Source organism: Nanhaiella sioensis, from assembly GCF_046557775.1.
Classification (GTDB): Bacteria; Bacillota; Bacilli; order Bacillales; family SM2101; genus Nanhaiella; species Nanhaiella sioensis.
Genome location: NZ_JBKAEG010000001.1, coordinates 2457136 through 2476645, shown reverse-complemented (window position 1 = coordinate 2476645; position 19510 = coordinate 2457136). Strand labels below are relative to the sequence as shown.

General features: G+C 38.6%; 7 protein-coding genes. 2 read left to right on the top strand and 5 right to left on the bottom strand.

Translation table 11 applies throughout. The annotated features are described in order from the left end of the window. Positions 1-77: 77 nt before the first annotated feature. Positions 78-1094, top strand: coding sequence for a C40 family peptidase (locus V1503_RS11645; protein ID WP_410627066.1), 1017 nt, complete (start codon positions 78-80; stop codon positions 1092-1094). Positions 1095-1233: 139 nt separating this feature from the next. Here V1503_RS11645 and V1503_RS11640 read toward each other — a convergent pair whose 3' ends face one another. The 5 genes from V1503_RS11640 to V1503_RS11620 form a co-directional block, all read right to left on the bottom strand. Further along, the gene (locus tag V1503_RS11640) at positions 1234-3684 is read right to left on the bottom strand and encodes an S-layer homology domain-containing protein (RefSeq protein ID WP_410627064.1); all 2451 of its coding nucleotides are present in this window, start codon (positions 3682-3684) and stop codon (positions 1234-1236) included. A gap of 91 nt (positions 3685-3775) precedes the next feature. Further along, positions 3776-5212: an S-layer homology domain-containing protein gene (locus tag V1503_RS11635; protein WP_410627062.1), complete on the bottom strand. Its 1437-nt coding sequence runs from the start codon at positions 5210-5212 to the stop codon at positions 3776-3778. A gap of 367 nt (positions 5213-5579) precedes the next feature. Further along, positions 5580-9101: a S8 family peptidase gene (locus V1503_RS11630; RefSeq protein WP_410627059.1), complete on the bottom strand. Its 3522-nt coding sequence runs from the start codon at positions 9099-9101 to the stop codon at positions 5580-5582. Positions 9102-9357: 256 nt separating this feature from the next. Beyond that, positions 9358-12915, bottom strand: a complete 3558-nt coding sequence (locus V1503_RS11625) for a S8 family peptidase (protein ID WP_410627057.1) — start codon at positions 12913-12915, stop codon at positions 9358-9360. Positions 12916-13219: 304 nt separating this feature from the next. After that, the gene (locus V1503_RS11620) at positions 13220-16729 is read right to left on the bottom strand and encodes a S8 family serine peptidase (protein WP_410627055.1); all 3510 of its coding nucleotides are present in this window, start codon (positions 16727-16729) and stop codon (positions 13220-13222) included. Between the two features lie 413 nt (positions 16730-17142). Between V1503_RS11620 and secA2 the strand changes: the two genes are divergently transcribed. Further along, the gene (secA2, locus tag V1503_RS11615; RefSeq protein ID WP_410627053.1) at positions 17143-19497 is read left to right on the top strand and encodes an accessory Sec system translocase SecA2; all 2355 of its coding nucleotides are present in this window, start codon (positions 17143-17145) and stop codon (positions 19495-19497) included. Positions 19498-19510 lie beyond the last annotated feature (13 nt).

Genomic DNA, 19510 nt, shown 5'->3' with positions numbered 1-19510 from the left:
TTAATTGTTACAAAACTGTAAACTAAGTCAATAGATTAATATGATAAGATAAATTATGTGTAGAAATTTAGCAAACGATGCGTAATTTTCCAAGTGATGGGGTGATTCATATTATTAGACGTTTTAGTTTCATAATAGTTACATTATTTATTGTATTTTTATCTAATACGATAAGTACATATGCTGCAGCGCAAAATTATGACGTGTTAATGCCTGCTGCCAAAAAATATATCGGTGTTCCATATAAATACGGTGGCACAACTGTGAGTGGCTTTGATTGCTCAGGTTATGTACGTACCGTACTTGGTCAAGCTGGGATCTCTTTACCGAGAACAACTGGTGAGCAATACAATAGTGGAGTAACAGTAGATAGAGCTAATCTCCGTATCGGTGATCTCGTGTTTTTTAATACGAGCGGTAGTGGCGTATCTCATTCAGGCATTTATATTGGAGATGATCAATTTATTCATTCTCAAAATGGTAAGGGTGTCTCAATTAGCTCTTTAAATGACCCTTATTATTGGAAAGCTCGTTATTTAGGTGCAAGACGTTACCTTTCATATGATTTACAAGTAGCTTCATTCCATGATATACCGACGACGTACTGGGCGTATAACGAAATTGAAACATTGGCTAAAGATCGATTAATCATTGGATATGAGGATAGCTATTTTTATCCGGAAACAATTATTACAAAGGCTGATGTAGCCGCATTACTTGCTGTAGCAAAGAATTTAGATATGTCTAACCGAACGGAAACATTTAAGGATGTATCAAGTGATCATTGGGCTGTAGGTGCGATTAACGCATTGCAAGAACTAGGAATTAACGGTGGTGAGGAAGGAAACTTCAACCCAGACAATGGTCTCACGAGAGCACAGCTTGCAACATGGTTTGCTACGCTGTTTTCACTAGAAGAGGCGAAAGAACCGATTGAGTTTACTGACGTTGATGCATCACACTGGGCATACGATGCCATTCAAAGGCTCGCTGCCTCAGGCATTACAACAGGATATGAAGATCAGTCATTCAAGCCAGACGCGGAAATAAACCGTTCTCAATTTGCAGCATTTCTCTATCGTGCCTTGTACTAAGAATTTTCAACTATTACATAATTGTTGTTTAATAAAGTCATACATCGTTATTGATCATGACTAAAGAATGCTACCTATACAATTCTCAAAAGCTAAAAAGCGATACTCCACCGAGGGAGTATCGCTTTTATATTTGATGCTATTCAAGAAGCATCGTTCGCATAACATATAGCGCAAATTCAGCACGTGTAATGTCGTCCGCCGGTCGAAAGGTCTGCTCAGGAATGATGCCGTTATTTGCTAATAGGTTAATATCTTCATAGTTCCAATATGCTTCATCAATATCCGTAAAGATCTTGTTTGTTTTAGCAGGAATATATTTATCTGTATAGGCACGGGCTAAAATAGAGACGATTTGTGATCTCGTTACATATTCATTCGGACGCAACTTTCCTCCTACACCCATTAAGCCATTTGCTTCAGCGATAGCCATTGCTTCATAGCCTAAATCACCTATATTCATATCTGTTGCTTTTACTTCATAGCCTTCTGGAAGCTTCAAATCAAGTGCTCTTACTATGATTGCCGCTGCATGTCTTCTAAGCAGTGTATGATTTGGTTTGAAAGTGCCATCTTCATAGCCATTGATGACCTCATTCATTTGTAAATACGAGACCGCTGCTGCCAGGTCATCATCCTCAATATCTGGAAAGATCGTGACATTACCTTTGTGTACATTCACCGATGCGATATAGCCACCCATCTCATTGCCTAGCACTTCATAATATACATAATGGATCGCAGGGTCGTTATTTTCAAAGGGTCCTGCAATTATTTGAAGCGGTGTGTAGTCAAAGACGTTTTTCACTGTGTCTCCATCGAGCTCATCGCTAAACTCCGAATAGGATGCATGAGCATTGTTCGTATATACAAGGTCACCATTGCTGAAGGGCTGAGCTGTTTGCGTCATTAACCCGTCCCATTGATAGGACATCGTTGGAAAACTTAGTTGTTCTGGTGCATTAGTATCATCATAAACAAGATCAAAAGGTGGTATTTGTTGAACATCGACTAAGCTATGCTCACGAATAACCTCAAAGACACGCTCTTGATAAGGGGCTTGTTCATGTTCAATATGCGGGTCATTTTGCTTAGTTAATCCGTCATATGCCATGATCGTAAAATACCAGTCTTCAATAATGCTTCGGTCATGCTCGTTAATTTTCGGTAGTTTGCTTGATTCCCAGTATTCATTTAACAGTTGTGCTGCGACCTCTACATTATAACGTGTGTCGGTCTCTAATTGATGACGATCAATCCCTCGTTCATTCATTTCCTCATCAGACAGCCTTATTTGCATCATACCAAGCCCGCCGTTCTCTGAGATGATCGGGTGCCCCTCGTCATCAAATTGCATCATGCCTGTTTCAACATATGCAATCGCTTTTAGTACTTCTGCTGGAATGCGATATTCATTGGCTATTTCTGATAATAGCTGCTTTTTTTCCAGAAACGTTAAGCTGTTTTGAAGGTTCAATTGCTCGTTAGTAATCTTACTTTCTTCTATATTATTATACGTTATTCTTAACGACTCGGAGCCACGGTTAAATCCTACCTCTTCATGCTGCCGTGTAATAAATTTAACACGCTTAAATGTATAGCTATCAAACACCCAGGAAAGATTAGCTTGAAGCTCGGATGGACTATACCAACTAGCTGATGGGCTACTCGTCTCAATTGTACCAATCGTTATTGGTTTATATATACCTTCTCCGTCTTGGCCAATTAAAAAGATTGGGTTGTTACTTATTGAAGAGGTATGGAACTGCAAATTATAATAGGAACTATCCCGCATGTTCTTCTCGTAATCAAGAAGATATAAATCCATCGGCTCCCTTACTTCATACTCGCTTGAATTGAGCACTTCACGCCAATATTCCTGAATATTAACATTATCGAATGGGGTCTGAATGATGCCATTTAATTGAGCATGATCCATAATGGCTAGCTCTGTACCAAATAACTGTACGTAATCCTCCGCCAAAATTTCTGCTAGCCCCCATACATAATCCCCTGACCCGTCACTATGAGCTTTGTGATTTGTTGAAAGGCTTCGAACTTCAGCGTAATGACTTTTCATCCACTCATCAGGCTCTAGATTCTCACCTTCTATTAAATGATAAAATGTAAAGTGATGGCCATATTCATGCGATAATGTCTGAGCAATTTCTGGCACTGTCGCGAAATCATCGACACCATATAAATAAATCTTCCTGTCTGGTAAAAGAGACCACTTTGTTCCACGTAATTCATAAAGTGCAAAATACTGTCCTAGTGTTTCGTCTCCGGCAGGATAGTCAGGGAGAAGAACAACCTTCCCTAATAGTTCAAGCTCCTCACCGTGCTTATTACGCAATAGCTCTTGTTCAACTTCAATAAGCTGCTCTTGTGTTTTCCATTTGGAGCTATAGCTTTCAATCGTTACACCACTATCACCTGTATAGCTTTGCATTAACGTGTAATAATCCTCGTACTGAAATTGGGCTGCTGTCGTTGTCTTCGTTTCATCAAATACTGCTGCTTCAACGTCAAGCGTATAAGCAAGCATGAATACACATGAAATGACAAACAACCGAAGTAAATTTTTCAATATGTACACCACCTGTTTTTTCTACCATTCTACTATAAAAAAAGTCTAGACGTATCAATCTAGACTTAACCTATATATATTTTAAAATATTTTACTTTTCAAGTGTAAGCGTCCGTTTTAAAAACAGTGAAAATTCAGCTCGCGTAACATCGTCTTCCGGGCGAAACGCCTGATCGTCAGTGATGCCATTATTCGCTAGTAGATTAATATCCTCATAATTCCAATATGTATCATCCATATCTATAAATGCTACATTTGTTGTAGCTGCTTCGTATGTATCTGTATACGTACGAGCTAATATTGAAGATATTTGCGATCTCGTCAAATATTCATTAGGACGCAGCTTTCCGCCGACACCCATTATGCCATGAGCTTCAGCAATGACCATCTCATCATAGCCTAGTTCGCCCTGTTCCATATCAGTTGCCTTCATCTTATAGCCCTCAGGTAGCTTTAAGTCAAGAGCCTTCACTAAGATAGACGCAGCATGTCTGCGCAATAAAGTATCGTCCGGCTTAAATGTGCCGTCTACATGACCGGAAATCATACCCTTCAATTGTAAATAAGTAACTGCTGCTGCTACTTCACGATCTTCGATATCAGGAAAAACTGAAACATTTCCTTGCTGAAGATTAGAAGATGATATGTATGCGTCTACTCCGTTCCCTTTTACTTCGTAATAAACAAGATGGTTTGCATCGTTATCACTTTCAAAAGGTCCACTCACGATTTCTAAAGGGGTATAGTGTGGTAAATTGCCAGCATGTTCACCATCTACATCATGACGAATATATGAATATGACGCAGCATTATTTAATGTATAAACTTGATCACCTGTCGTTAATAATTGAGTTGATTGTGTAGCTAGCTCGGGCCAATCATAAGAGGCTACAGAAAAGGTCATCAGCTCCGGCTTGTCTGGATCAGCATAAGTAATATCTACTTTTGGTATGTCCTTAATATCTAGTAAACTATTTTCACGAATGGATTGAAAGACCTTCTCTTGGTACGGCTCATTCTCTTCAAAGTTTGGATCATTCCTCTTTGATAGTCCATTGTAAGCCATTACTGCAAAATACCAGTTTTCAATCACAGTAGGGTCATGATCATTAATAATAGGCAGGAAATCCCACTCCCACTTCTCCTTTAAAATACTTGCTCCTACTTCAATATTATAGCGTAGGTCAGTCTTTAAGCGCTCCACGTCTATGTCACTAGTAAGCTGCTGTTCCTCTGTAAGAGTAATTTGCATCATGCCGATGCCGCCATCCTCTGAAATATATGGCGTGCCATCCTCATTAAATTGTGTCATATCCGTTTCTTTTTGTGCGATAGCCTTTAATATCTCAGGCGGAATACCGTATTCAACAGCAACCTCCCATAATAATTGTTTCTTTTCAGCAGTTGTCAATTGCACGACCTCATCTTTTTCGATCGATGCTGTTGTCTCTGCGACCGCTTGTATGCTAGGCTGCCCTGATAGCAATATGAATGACGAAAGACAGGCCGCTGGTAGTACCTTTTTCAATATCTCCACTCCTCTTTTTTCTATTATTCTACTACAAATGATGCTCAGTCGCTAATAGACTTTAATGAATGTTACTAAATGAGCATTATGTTTTAGTAAATGTTACACGATTAGATCCTCATCAAGCTTTTCACTACATATGCCCTAGTATATTATGTACCTACTTTCGCACAAAAAACATGCTAAATCCCGTGTTTGTTTGCATTTCCCTTCCATTAACATGATAAAGTTCTAACATTGTAGCAACCAAGTTTACGGTTGGAGCCATAAAATAAAAAAAGGTGACTCATAGGGTCATAGCTCACTCTCATTACGAACCGTTGTGAGCCATTGCCCTTTTGAGTCAACCTTTTTATGATGTTATATGCTACTTACTAAATGCTACTCGTAAAGTATATGATTCTTTACTTGATTTAGATGCGGCATCTTTCACTTCAAAATAGTATTTACCCGCTTGTAATGATACTGTAGCGACTTCCTCGTCACCTACTCCGTAGAAGTCGATTTCCTGCACAACATCACCTTCGCTGTCATAAATAGTCACAGCGCCATCAATTGATGATGGTACTTGTAGTGACACGTCAAATGCTGCGTCATTTGATACATTAAATTCATAGTAATCTTTGTCACCGAATTCGACGCCACCGTTTAAGTAAGCAACAGCTTCATATGCTCCTTCAACTTTTGTAAAGTGAAGTGGCTCCGATGGAACATGATTGCTTACCACCGAGTTACTATCCTCGTCATCTGTGTTAGGTTCGAACAACGAAATATCGTATGTTTGGACTGATAAACCATCCCACGTATAATTCATCGCTCCGATAATATATCCTACGTTCTCTTTTGCTTTAAATGAGCCTTGGATCTTTCCATCTGGACTAAAGAACCCTGGCATGAGCATCATTCCTTTTTCTGCTTCGCTATCATCAATCATCATATTACCGTTCGTATCCTCAACGATAACAGCCTCCATTAACAGCGCGCCCTTAACATCTTGTGGTAAGCTTTGCTCTTGTTCCTCTGAATATGGATTTGGCGTTAAGGATATACCTAATACTTCCGTATCGCTACGATGTTTATAGTAATACGTGTCCACATCATTAGGAAGAATGAACGAGCCACTTACTGAGCTACCAGGCTTTAATATCGTTGCTAAAATCGGCTTGTCGTTTGGTTCATTTGCGTCATGTGCCACATCGACAAGGGTTGTTGATGACATTTGATAAGGTTCTGCCGACGGCTGCCAAAGGTCGTTTTGAATTTTAACGTAATATTGCTTACCTTGTTCTAGCGCAACAGTCATTTTACGGTTTTCCATGCTACCGTAATAAAAGTCAGTATACGCAATCCAATACAGCTCATTACTTTCTTCGTCATATTCATAAAGCTCTACCCAAGGCATCATCGTTTTTGTATTTTCAAACTCAAATTGATAGACTGCATTTTTGTCAGCGGTAAACGTATAAAAGTCACGGTCACCAGAGTATTGAATATACCCTTCAATATTGTCACCAATGTTGTATTGAATAGCAGAACTAATAATTTGCTCAGTTTCGTCAGGGTCGAATTCAGACCAACTAGACCCAATAAAAATAGAATTTTCTTCTATAGCATCCTTTTTGTACGCAATATATTCCTCTTGATCAATCGTCCCCTCTATCAATTCTTCCTCATATGTTTCCATCATCGGATAGCCATCCTCATCCTCTGGAATATCGACCACTTCAGCTACTAGCTGATATGGTACTGCTGACGCAGGAAGGACATCCGAAGGTGCTTCTATACCTTCAAAGAAATAAAAGAAGAAGTCAAACTCCGGTTCACTTGAAGCCTCAATAATATACTCTATACCTGGCATCGCCTCAAAGGTAGCTACCTCTCCCTCACCTGTTTGACCAGTATTTGCTCGAACAAATGGCCATGGCTCAAACATAAAGAGTTCTTCCTCTGGTACGTCTGCAGGAATTTCCCTATTGAAATCATCTGCAAAATAAATATTCAATGTTGAGTCAATACCAGGTACTTCAGATAATGATATCGAAACAACTTCAGGCTCTTCAACACTAAAGGTGAAATAGTCTTTATCAGCTTTGTACTCCTCATTGTTATCTGCTTCAGGTATGAAAGTGAGTGGCGCATTTTCCAAATTGTCACTATTAAATGGCAACTCAGAAATAGCCGCGATATTGTTCTTTGTCAACCCATCATCATGTAGCTCATCAAATCGTTCAAGCTTCAGCTCGTAGCGAGATTTTCCTTCTATATTATAGTTACCATTTGCATCAGTAATTCCGATAGCCAATGTTCCATTTTCAAGGGCTGTATATAACGTGCCTTCTTGCCCCCCTAGGAATGCATCATTTATCTCAATTGTTTCTGTTGCTTCTGTCGCTCCTTCAGGAAAGAAACGGAGCTCTAATTCATAGTCGTATTGGCTCGCACCCATTAACGATGTTTGAACAGCTTGACCTTCTTCTAGATCAAATCGGAACCAATCCACCTCTTCGGGTGAAGTGAGCGCTCCTTCTTGTGTATATTCAGCAGAGGAAATTGTCGTAGCTTCTGCTAATACCCTCTCATCTGTCCAATCTATCACTTGAGGCAAATGATTCACATCATATTGCAATGCAGCTACAGGATTAACTATGCCATTTGCATACTTCAAATCATAGCCTTCAGCGCCTAAATCGTTAGCTGTTCGCTCTAGAATCGCTTCAACCTCATGCGGCTTTAAATCAGGATATTTAGATAATAAGAGCGAAGCAACACCCGCAACGATTGGCGACGACATTGACGTTCCACTAAGCTCTGCGTATGAGGAAGCTTGCTTCGTAAAATCATATACCGTATTATAAATATCTACACCTGGTGCTACGATATCAACGTACGCGCCATAGCTTGAAAAGTCAGCTAGCTTGTTATTCATATCGGTCGCACCAACACTGATGACGCCATCAAAGGCAGCTGGATAACGATATCCATCCGAAGCCGTGTTCCCTGCTGAGGTGACGATGACAATTCCTGCATCAATCGCCTTTTCAACAGCCTCCTCTAAAATAGGACTTGGAAAAGGTGAGCTCAGACTCATGTTAATGACGTCTACTTCCTGCTCAATCGCATACAAGATTCCTTCTGCAATCACGTAATCATTAACGAAGATACCTCCAAACACATCAATTGGTAAAATCTTTGCATTCGGATTGACGCCGTAGCCACCAACACCATTATTTGCTTCGGCACCGATAATTCCTGATACGTGTGTGCTATGCACATCTACTGATGCTGTATGGTTCGGGTCACCGACATTATACGGTGGTAAAATTTGAGATTTCAAGTCTGGGTGATTGGCATCAATACCTGTGTCAATAACCGCTACTGTTACTTCGTGGTCTCCTGCAAGGCTTAACGCTTTATCAATTTCAAGTAGAGATAGATGGTACATATTTTCGGATTTTGGATCATTGCTAATGGCATCTGTTTCATATGTATAACTTGGTGTTACACTAGCAACATGATCCAGCGAAGAGTAATATTTAACAGCATCTTCAAGGTTGCGTCCCTTTTTCAGTTTTACAATATCGTACCCTAGCAATGGTACGGATCGTTCTAGTAGCGTACCTGCTTGATTGTGCATGGCATTTGTTAACTTAGACTCATATTTAATCACAAGTGTATCTTCACTAATTTGCTCACTCGCATCCGTCTTCTGCTTGTATGCAAGCTTGTGCTTCTCTAATTTAGTTAAATCTAATTGATTGAGTACATTATAGGGCTGATTTGCTTTAAAATCCTGTGCATTGTTCAGTGTCGTCGATGCAGATGCAAAGCTAGGAACCAACATAGTAGATGCTAGCCCTAATGACATCGCTGTTTTTTGCCACTTTTTCATTTACATACTCCCCTTTCATTTCTTTCAAAGTGCGATCATTTTGCATGTTCAAAATAGGTTATAGCTTTTGAACATCCTCTATAAAACTATTATGTTCCCTTTTATTATAGACGTATAAATCACAAAAAAGTTTCATATTTTTTGCAATTAAACTATTATTTTCTTTTATATGCTACTCTTTCCTATTGCATCGGATCTAAATCAAATAGGCTGAGGAAATCAGGTTGCATGATCCCTTCAGCCCATGTATGTCACGCTATTTATTGCTTGTTACACGTAATGTATATGGCTCCTTACTAAATCGTAAGTATGCGTCTTTCACTTCAAAATAATATGTTCCTGCTGTTAATGATACAGATGAAATCTCTTGATCTCCTACACCGTAGCTATCCATTTCTAGTACAGCTACACCGTGACCATTGTAGATCGTTACAACACCATCTAATCCTTCTGGGCTGTCTAATGTTACATCAAATGTACCGTCTTGCTCGACAATAAATTCATAATAGTCCTTATCCCCAAAATCAACACCTGAATTTAAATATCCGACTGCCTCATATGTTGCTTCGTTTTTCACGAAATGAAGTGGCTTTGACGGGATGTTATTCGTAACGACTGTGGTAGCATCTTCATCCAGACTACCCAGTGTTTGAATGGATATATCATAAGATTTAAGCGATATGCCTAAAAATGCAGTAGATGCAGTTAACACAAAATACCCAACGTTTTCTTTCGCTTTAAACGAACCTGATATATTCGTATCTTCTAAGAAAAACGAATAATAGTTTAATGATTTACTTGCTTCATCATCGTCAATGATCATATTTCCATTCGTATCTTCAACGATTTGTGCGGACATCATTAACGGATTTTTCAATTCGTTCGGCATAGCTTCCTCTTGCTCAGCAGTTAGCTCATTTGTCTTTAGGCCAAATCCAAGAATCTCATCCGCACTGCGATGTTTATAATAATACATATCAATATCATTATTAAATACAAAATACCCAGTTTCAGGTTGGTTTGGCTTTATAATCGTCGCCTGAAGAGGTCGATCATTTTGTTCATTTTTTTCGTGTGGTGCATCAGCAAGTATAGTAGATGTTAACTCGTACGGTACCTCTGAAATTCGGTACATTCTATTTTCTACTTTTAAGAAGTAGCTCTTCTCTTTTTGTAAAGCAATTGTCAATACCGGTTCAGGCTCTCCAGTATAAATGCTATATCCTGATCTTCCCACTGCAATAAGATCATGCTCCTCTTCATCAAACTCGTAAATCGTCACCCTTGGCATCATCGATTTATCTTGATTCAATGAAAATTTATATACAGCATCTTTGTCAGTCGTAAAAGTGTAAAAATCCTCATCACCATACGTTTGGAAATATCCTTCTGCTTCATCTCCAACAGTATATTCAATGGCTGTAGAAGTCATTCTATCAAGAAATTCATCAGAAAACTCTTCGAAATAACTCTCTATGGTGATCACTAAATCTTGTTCGATTTCATCCTTCTTTAATTGCATATATTCCTGCTTGCTTATTTTACCTGCAATAAATTCATCTTCATAACTGTCCATTTGCTCTGCATCTTCATCCGCTGGGAGTTCAACTGTGTTCATTGTTACTTGATACGGATCCGCAGAAGCTGGGATATTGTCTTCTTCTACCATCATTTGAGAAGGATCAAAAAATGGATTAAATGGATCAAAGAAGAAGAAAAAGAAATCATCCACTGGCTCACTAGATGTTTCTATTACATATTCCATCTCTGGCATCGCTTCAAACGTAAGGACTTCACCTTCACTCATGCGTCCTCCATTCATGCTCTCAATTGCCCACGGTTTATACCATTCAAGCTCTTCTGCTGAAAGCCCTACCGGAAGCTCTTGATAAAAATCTTCTGCAAAATAAACATTAATTGCTGAATCTATTCCTACTACTTCTGACAATGAAATACTTACAATTTGCGGTTCATCTACTGAGAATGTGAAATAGTCTTTGTCCGAAATTAATTCTCCATTCTTGTCTTCTTCAGGTAAAAAGGTTAACGGAGCAATATCAAGATCGTTACTATCGAATGGTAATTCTGTAATGCTGACAGGCTCATTTTTTGTAATCCCATCCTCATGAAGCTCATCATGACGAGTTAACGTGAGCTCATAGGAAGATTTCCCTTGCAAGCTATAATTTCCATTCACATCGGTAACCCCAATGGCTAATGTTCCTTTTTCAACGGCTGTGAATAAACGGCCTTCTGCACCACCAGCCAGCATATCATTTACTTCTAGTATGCTACTAGCTTCATTTGTTCCTTCAGCGTAAAATTTAAGATCGAGCTTATAGTCATAATCCTCTGCACCGTTTAAGATCATTTGGACTGATTGACCTTCCTCAAGCTCAACTTTGTGCCAAGCTATTTCGTTAGGTAAGCTAAGCTTTCCTTCTATTGAATAGGCCTCTTCAACAAATGATACTTCAGCACCTTCAGCTAATACTCTTTCGTCATTCCACTCTATCACGTCAGGTAAGAGATTCATGTCGAATTGTAAAGCACCCACTGGATTAACTAGACCATTAGCAAATGTTAAATCATACCCTGCTTCACCTAGGTCAATGGCTGTTTGTTCAAGTATGAATTCAACCTGAGCTGGTGTTAAATCTGGGTATGTAGATAATAAAAGTGATACGACACCTGCAACGACTGGAGATGCCATCGATGTTCCACTCATTTCTACATAGGATGATGCATTTTTTTGAAGGTTAAACACTGTACTATAGACGTCTTCACCAGGTGCTACAATATCTACAGCTGGTCCGAAATTCGAATAATATGAAAGCTCATTTTCACTATTTGTAGAGCCTACACTAATGACTCCATCGAACGCCGCTGGGTAATGATATGCATCAGATGTGCTATTTCCTGCTGCAGCTACAACTGTAATGCCAGCGTCTAGTGCTTTTTGTACTGCGTCCTCCATAATCGGGCTAGGCATCGATCCTCCGAGGCTCATATTAATGACATCTGCTTCTTGCTCAATCGCATACAAGATTCCCTCTGCAATGACATAGTCAGTTAGATAAGACACGTCAATAGGTAAAATCGTTGCCTTAGGATTAATTCCATGCCCACCTTCTCCATTGTCGGCCTCTGCACCAATTATTCCTGAAACGTGTGTACCATGATGGTATGGCATACCTTGATTCGCAGGATCACCAGCGTTATACGGTGGCAATATTTTGGATTTTAAATCCGGGTGGTCTACGTCAATTCCTGAATCTATGACTGCTACAGTCACTTCATGATCCCCTGCAAGATTTAATGCTCTATCGATTTGTAACAGTGATAAATGATACATGCTGTCCGCTTTCGGATCACCCTTACCACCAAGTAGCTCGTACGTATAGCTTGGCAATACGTTTACAACGTCTCTTTGGGAAGTATAATATTGCATCGCATCCTGTAAGCTACGGCCCTTTTTAAGTTTTACAACATCATATCCAAGCGTTGGGAACGATCGTTCAACGAGCGTTCCTGCACGGTTATGTACTTTGTCAGATAGCTTTGTGCTATATTTGATGATGAGCGTATCCTCGCTAACTTGATCATTTGCTTCTAATTGTTGTTTAAAAGCGAGCTCTTGCTGTTCTTTGTTAGTTAAATTCAATCGATCTAGCACATTATAAAACTCTTGCTCCTTTAATCCTGTGACATCGGCTGGTGTTGGTGTAAAGGCTGCTGATGTAAAGCTTGGTACGACTAATGAAGATGCCAAACCTAATGACAACGCAGTTTTCTTCCATTTTTTCATACCCATTTTCTCCTCCTCATTCTATTAATCATAGACGATTCAACTACCTACAACCCTGAGGTTGCACACAATTCTAGAAAAGCTCTCAATCTCCCATACTTAATAAAAAAATACGAATTAGATCTACCACGTAATAATAATTCCATATTTTTCTAGAACAAGAATACTATAACATAATATACCAGTAAAATAATAGCATTACTATATTTTTTTGGGAGTTTATTAAGGTCCTAACTCATATTGATAAAACTCAAAAAAAGCTGATGCTCAAAAGTAACAATACTTTTGGCATCAGCCTAGTTTAAAACGATTAGTTTGTTGATTTTACGTGCAATGTGTACGGTTCATTACTTGCATTTAGTTGTGAATCCTTCACTTCGAAATAATATGTACCTTCTGTTAATTGTACAGTTCCGATTTCCTCATCACCAGATCCATAATGATCAAAGGTCTTCACAACATAACCCTCATTGCTGTAAATTGTTAAGTCACCATCTATACTTGACGGTATTTGTAACGACACCTCATACTCCCCGCTATTTGACACATCAAATTGATAATAGTCTTTATCTCCAAAGTCAACACCAGCATTTAAATAGCCTACAGCCTCATACACATCTTCATTTTTCACAAACTGAAGTGGCATTGAAGGGATGTTATTAGTTACAACTGAATCAGCATCTTCATCTTGGCTGTCAAGTGTATTTAATGCAATATCATACGATTTGACTGTTTGCCCGAAGAATATAGAGCCGTAATTCATCGCGACAACAAAATATCCGATGCCCTCTCGCGCTTTAAATGAGCCGTTCAAATCTCCTTCAACATTCACAAAATCAGGTTCATATACGATTGATTTTCTCGCTTCATCCCCATCAATAAACATGTTACCATTTGTATCTTCAACAATCATAAACCCGAGCATTAATGGTGATTTGATTTCTGATGGCAGCTCTAGCTTTTGTTGATCTGTAAGCTGATTTACTTTGACAGATAAGCCAAATAACTCTTCTTCACTACGGTGCTTATAATAGTAAGTGTCCACATCATCAGCAAAAATGAAGCTCCCATTCACTGAAACATTTGGTTTTAAAATAGTCGATTGTAGCGGTTCATCATTTTTTTCGTTTTCATCAAATGGCACATCGTATACTATTTTTGATGACATTTCATACATTTCTTTCGCTGGCTGGTAGCTACCATTTTCAACCTTCGCATAATATTGCTTGTCTTTCTCTAACGGAATGGTGATCGTTGGTGTTTCTTCCATTTCCATTAAAAAGCTAAATGATTGATTCACAGCATTTAATGTTTGTTCTTCCTCGTTGTATTCATATACTGTTAAGGTAGGTATCATTGTATTCATTTTATTTAAATCGAATTGCAGTATCGCATCCTGCTCCTGGTCGAGCATAAACGTATAAAAATCACTATCTCCGCTATATTGGAAATACCCTTCAGCTTGCTCTCCAATCGTATAATCGATTGCAGTAGCCATAATGAGCTCTACTTCCTCTGGAGAAAACTCACTCCAGCTTGACTCAAATAATAGATCCAATTGATCTTCCGCTGCATTTTTTTTAGACGTCATGTATGCGGATTTATCGATTTCTCCAGACATAAGCTCTTCTTCTGGAGTTGGTTCAAACGACAAGCTATCTTCATCAACTGGAAAGTCTACCTTCTCAACAAGCAAATGATATGGAACTGCAGACGTTGATACATCATTCTTCAAGTCCATTCCTAGGAACAGTAAACTAAAGAAATCTAACGTTTGTTCACTAGAAATTTCGATGATGTATTCCATACCAGGCATAGCTTCAAACGTTACTGATTCTCCTTCACCAGAAGTTCCCGTGTTAGCTGATGCAAATGGCCATAAGCCGTATTCATCTGCAAGCTCTAAGTCTTCAGCGAAATATACATTTAATGAAGTATTAACACCTGGAAGCTCAGATAATGAAATATTGACAGCTTGTAGCTCTTCAACCGTAAGAGCAAAATAGTCTTTATCGTTTACTTTTTCACCCTTGTTATCTACTGATAACATCGTTAATGGTGCCATTTCAAGCTGCTCACTATCAAATGGTAAAGATGTGATCATTGCAGGGTTATCTATCGTTAAGCCATCTTCATGTAATTCATCATAGCGATTTACTGTTAACTCATACGATGATTTTCCTTGCAAACTATAATTTCCGTTCGTATCTGTAACACCAATTGCTAACATCCCGTTCTCTATTGCCGTAAACAAGCTACCTTCCAAACCACCAGCAACAACATCATTCACTTCTATTGTTTCACTTGCTTCCGTTTTAGTAGCTGGATAAAAACGTAGCTCTAATTTGTAATCATAATTATCAGCTGCTTCTAAAATCGTTTGAATGGATTGACCTTCTTCAAGGTTTACTTTTAACCAATGTCTTTCTTCTGGAGATTGTAGCTTACCTTGCGTCGTAAAACGATCTTCACTAAAAGTGATTAATGATGCCTCGCTCAAAATCTTTTCATCATCCCACTGAATTCTCTCTGGTAATTGAGTAATATCATATTGTAGTGCAGCAACAGGATTTACTAAACCATTTGCATAGGTTAAGTCATAGCCAGCTTCTCCAAGATCAGTTGCTGTACGCTCAAGAACCGCTTCCACTTCGTAAGGCTGTAGATCAGGGTACTTTGATAATAGTAAGGAAACAACACCTGCTACAACTGGTGAAGCCATTGATGTTCCATCAGCTTTTAAAAATGAGGAAGCATTCTTTTGAGTATCAAAGATCGAGCTATAAATTCCTTCTCCAGGAGCTACGATGTCAACCTGTGGACCGAAGTTAGAAAAGTCCGCTAAATTATTTTTATCGTTTGTCGCCCCTACACTAATTACACGATCATGTGCTGCTGGATAAAAATAATCGTCTGTGGCATTATTTCCTGCTGCAGCAACGATAACAATGCCAGCATCAATTGCCTTTTGTACTGCTTCATCTACAATCGGGCTTGGGAAAGGTGAACCTAGACTCATATTTATGACATCAGCTTCGTTGTCAATTGCATAAAGTATCCCTTCAGCAATCGAATAGTCATACGCACCAAATCCTCCATTAAACACATCAATCGGTAAAATTTTTGCATTTGGATTTATACCGTAGCCACCTACGCCGTTGTTTGCCTCACCACTAACGATACCCGCAACATGTGTACCGTGTAAGTCTGCAACACCTTGACTTGCAGGATTCACAGCATTATAAGGTGGTAAAATTTGCGATTTAAGCTCTGGATGATCCGAGCCGATACCAGTATCAATGACTGCAACAGTCACCGCATGATCTCCCGCAAGGCTTAATGCTTCATCAATTTGTAACAATGATAAATGATACATATCCTTTGCCTTTGGATCAGCTTTTACACCAAGCTTTTCATATGTATAGCTTGGCGATATATTTACTACATTGTTTTGAGAAGCATAGTAGTTTACCACCTCTTGCAAGCTTTGTCCCTTCTTAACGGTTACGATATCATAACCAAGTGTTGGCATAGAGCGCTTTAGCGTCGTTCCTGCACGGTTATGTACAGTGTTAGATAGCTTTTTATTATATTTAATTATTAGCGTATCCTCACTTATTTGCTCATTAGCATCAGCTTTCATATTCATTGCAAGTAAGCTTTTTTGTTCCTTTAAGTTAAATTGATCTAAAGCGTGAAATGGTAACTCTTCTTTTACCACTGGCTCTATATTCAATGTTGTTGAAGCTGAGGCAAAGCTAGGAGCTAATAAAGAAGTAGCTAGTCCCAATGACAGAGCAGACTTTTGCCATTTTTTCATAAATTTTTTCCTCCTTAGATGTGTAAATGTTAAATGAAACTATGAAGCTAGTAAAACCCCTCTTAACATTTAACGATTGAAACCTACAAAGGTTTCATAGTTTTAGTAATTCATCTACTAAATAGTCTATTATCCATTTTTTACTAGACTTAAATACTATATCACAACAATATAAATGTAGAAACAAAAAAGAAAATGTCTGTCTAAAATGTCAGCTTGTTTCACTATAGAAGGTAATCATTGTTAATAGTGGGTATGATTCATAAGATGAAAGTAATTGTAAACAATGCTATACTGTTTCTATCTGAGGAAATATTGGCAGTGATGAAGCAATATCCCTCTTTTCAATGACGATATTTAGAGAATTTACAAACAAAAAACGAAGCCATATAACAAGGTTAAGGAGAGAAACCATGTTAACCTATATTAAAAAAATGCTTGGAGATTCACAAGAAAAAAAAATTAAAAAATATTATCGGTCAGTAGAGCACATAAATGCGCTAGAGGCTGATTTTGAGGCATTATCAGATGCTGAACTGAAACAAAAGACTTCCTATTTTAAAGAGCAGCTTAACAATGGAAAAACGATATATGATATTCAAGCCGAAGCGTTTGCGACAGTTAGAGAGGCTGCTAAACGTGTGCTAGGACAACGTCATTACGATGTACAGCTCATTGGAGGACTTGTATTAACTGAAGGAAACATAGCTGAAATGGCAACAGGAGAAGGGAAAACGTTGGTTGCTTCGTTGCCAAGTTATTTGCGTGCGTTGGAAGGTAAAGGGGTTCATGTCATTACAGTTAACGAATACCTAGCGAAGCGAGACCGCGATCTTATTGGGAAAATTCATGAGTTTTTAGGCCTTTCTGTCGGTTTAAATATCCCGATGATGGAGCCTCATCAAAAGGTAGCAGCTTACAAGGCTGATATTACTTATGGTGTTGGAAATGAGTTCGGATTCGATCACCTACGAGACAATATGGTTTTTGATATAAGCCAACGTGTACAACGACCATATCATTTTGCCATCATTGATGAAATAGATAGCGTATTAATCGACGAAGCGAAAACACCACTTATTATTGCGGGTAAAACTGGCATTAGCTCTGAACTAAGCTACTTATGTGCACGCATTGTAAAAACCTTCGTTCTTGATGAAGATTTTATATATGATGATGAAACAAAAACGACGAATTTAACCGAACGAGGGATTGAGAAAATAGAAAAAGGCTTTGGCATTCCAAACCTATACGACCTTGAGCACCAAACATTATATCACTATATGATTCAATCATTACGTGCAAATGTCATGTTTAAACGTGATGTTGATTACATTGTAAAAGAAGGCAAGATTTTGTTAGTTGATATGTTTACCGGTCGTCCAATGGAAGGACGTAGCTTAAGTAACGGTCTTCATCAAGCTATTGAAGCGAAAGAAGGCTTAGAAGTTACTGAAGAAAACAAAACACAGGCATCGATTACAATTCAAAATTACTTCAGATTATATCCTACATTATCTGGTATGACAGGTACTGCGAAAACCGAGGAGAAAGAATTTCAAGAATTGTATGGCATGGACGTTAGGCAAATTCCAACTAATAAGCCGATCAAACGAACTGATTTATCAGATAAAATCTTTGCAACGATTGACGATAAATATACCGCTGTCGCAAATGAGGTAAATCGGATTCATAAGACGGGACAACCAGTGTTAGTAGGAACGACGTCAATTTTACAATCAGAACAGGTTGCTGAATATTTAACAAAGGAAGGTTTGCAATTTCAACTACTAAATGCCAAAAGCATTGAGCAAGAAATTGAGCTTATTTCATTAGCTGGGCAAAAAAATCAAATTACTATCGCTACAAACATGGCTGGTCGTGGAACAGATATTATGCTCGGTGAAGGTGTTTTTGAGCTTGGTGGGTTATTTGTCATCGGTACTGAAAAGCATGAAGCTCGCCGAGTTGATAATCAGCTAAAGGGGCGATCTGGACGTCAAGGTGATCCAGGTTGTTCACAGTTCTATATCTCATTGGAGGATGAAATGTTCACCCGCTTTGCCAAAGAAGAGCTGGAAAAACTACAAAAAGCTTTTAAAGCTGATGACAATGGCTTGATTAACAATAAAAAAGCTGATGAATTTGTTGAACGTGTTCAACGTATTTGCGAAGGAAGTAATTTCTCTATCCGTGAATATCACTTGAAGCTTGATAACATTATGAACGAGCAACGAAATACAATCTATGATTTAAGAGATAACATACTAAAGACAAAAGACGCCATATCACTTGCTATTCCAATGATCTCATCCCATGTGCATCATGAAACCGAAAACATATGCAAGGAAGAGCAATTACCTGAAGAGTGGGATTTATCAACATTAGAAATGAAGCTAAATGCCGTGTTCGGTGAAAATGCTGTTTCATTCTCAAATGATATTGCTGATATTAACGATGTCAAGGAAGTTGTTAATGAAGCTCTTGCTACATTCCTTGATTTGCTTGAGAATCAAAAAGAAAGTGAGAAGCTACAGTTTGTCATACAAAGATCATTACTATCTCTTACAGACCACCATTGGCTACAGCATATAGACACAATGGAACGCTTAAAAGAAGGAATAGGACTTCGACACTACAGCCAAGAGGACCCAATGCGCCAATACCAGCGTGAAGGACTTGAACTATTTACGATCATGTACGAAAAAATTGAACGTGACGTAAGCAATCAATTCGGGGGACTCGCCCCTGACATTTTAAAGCATTAAAGTATTTGGTGGG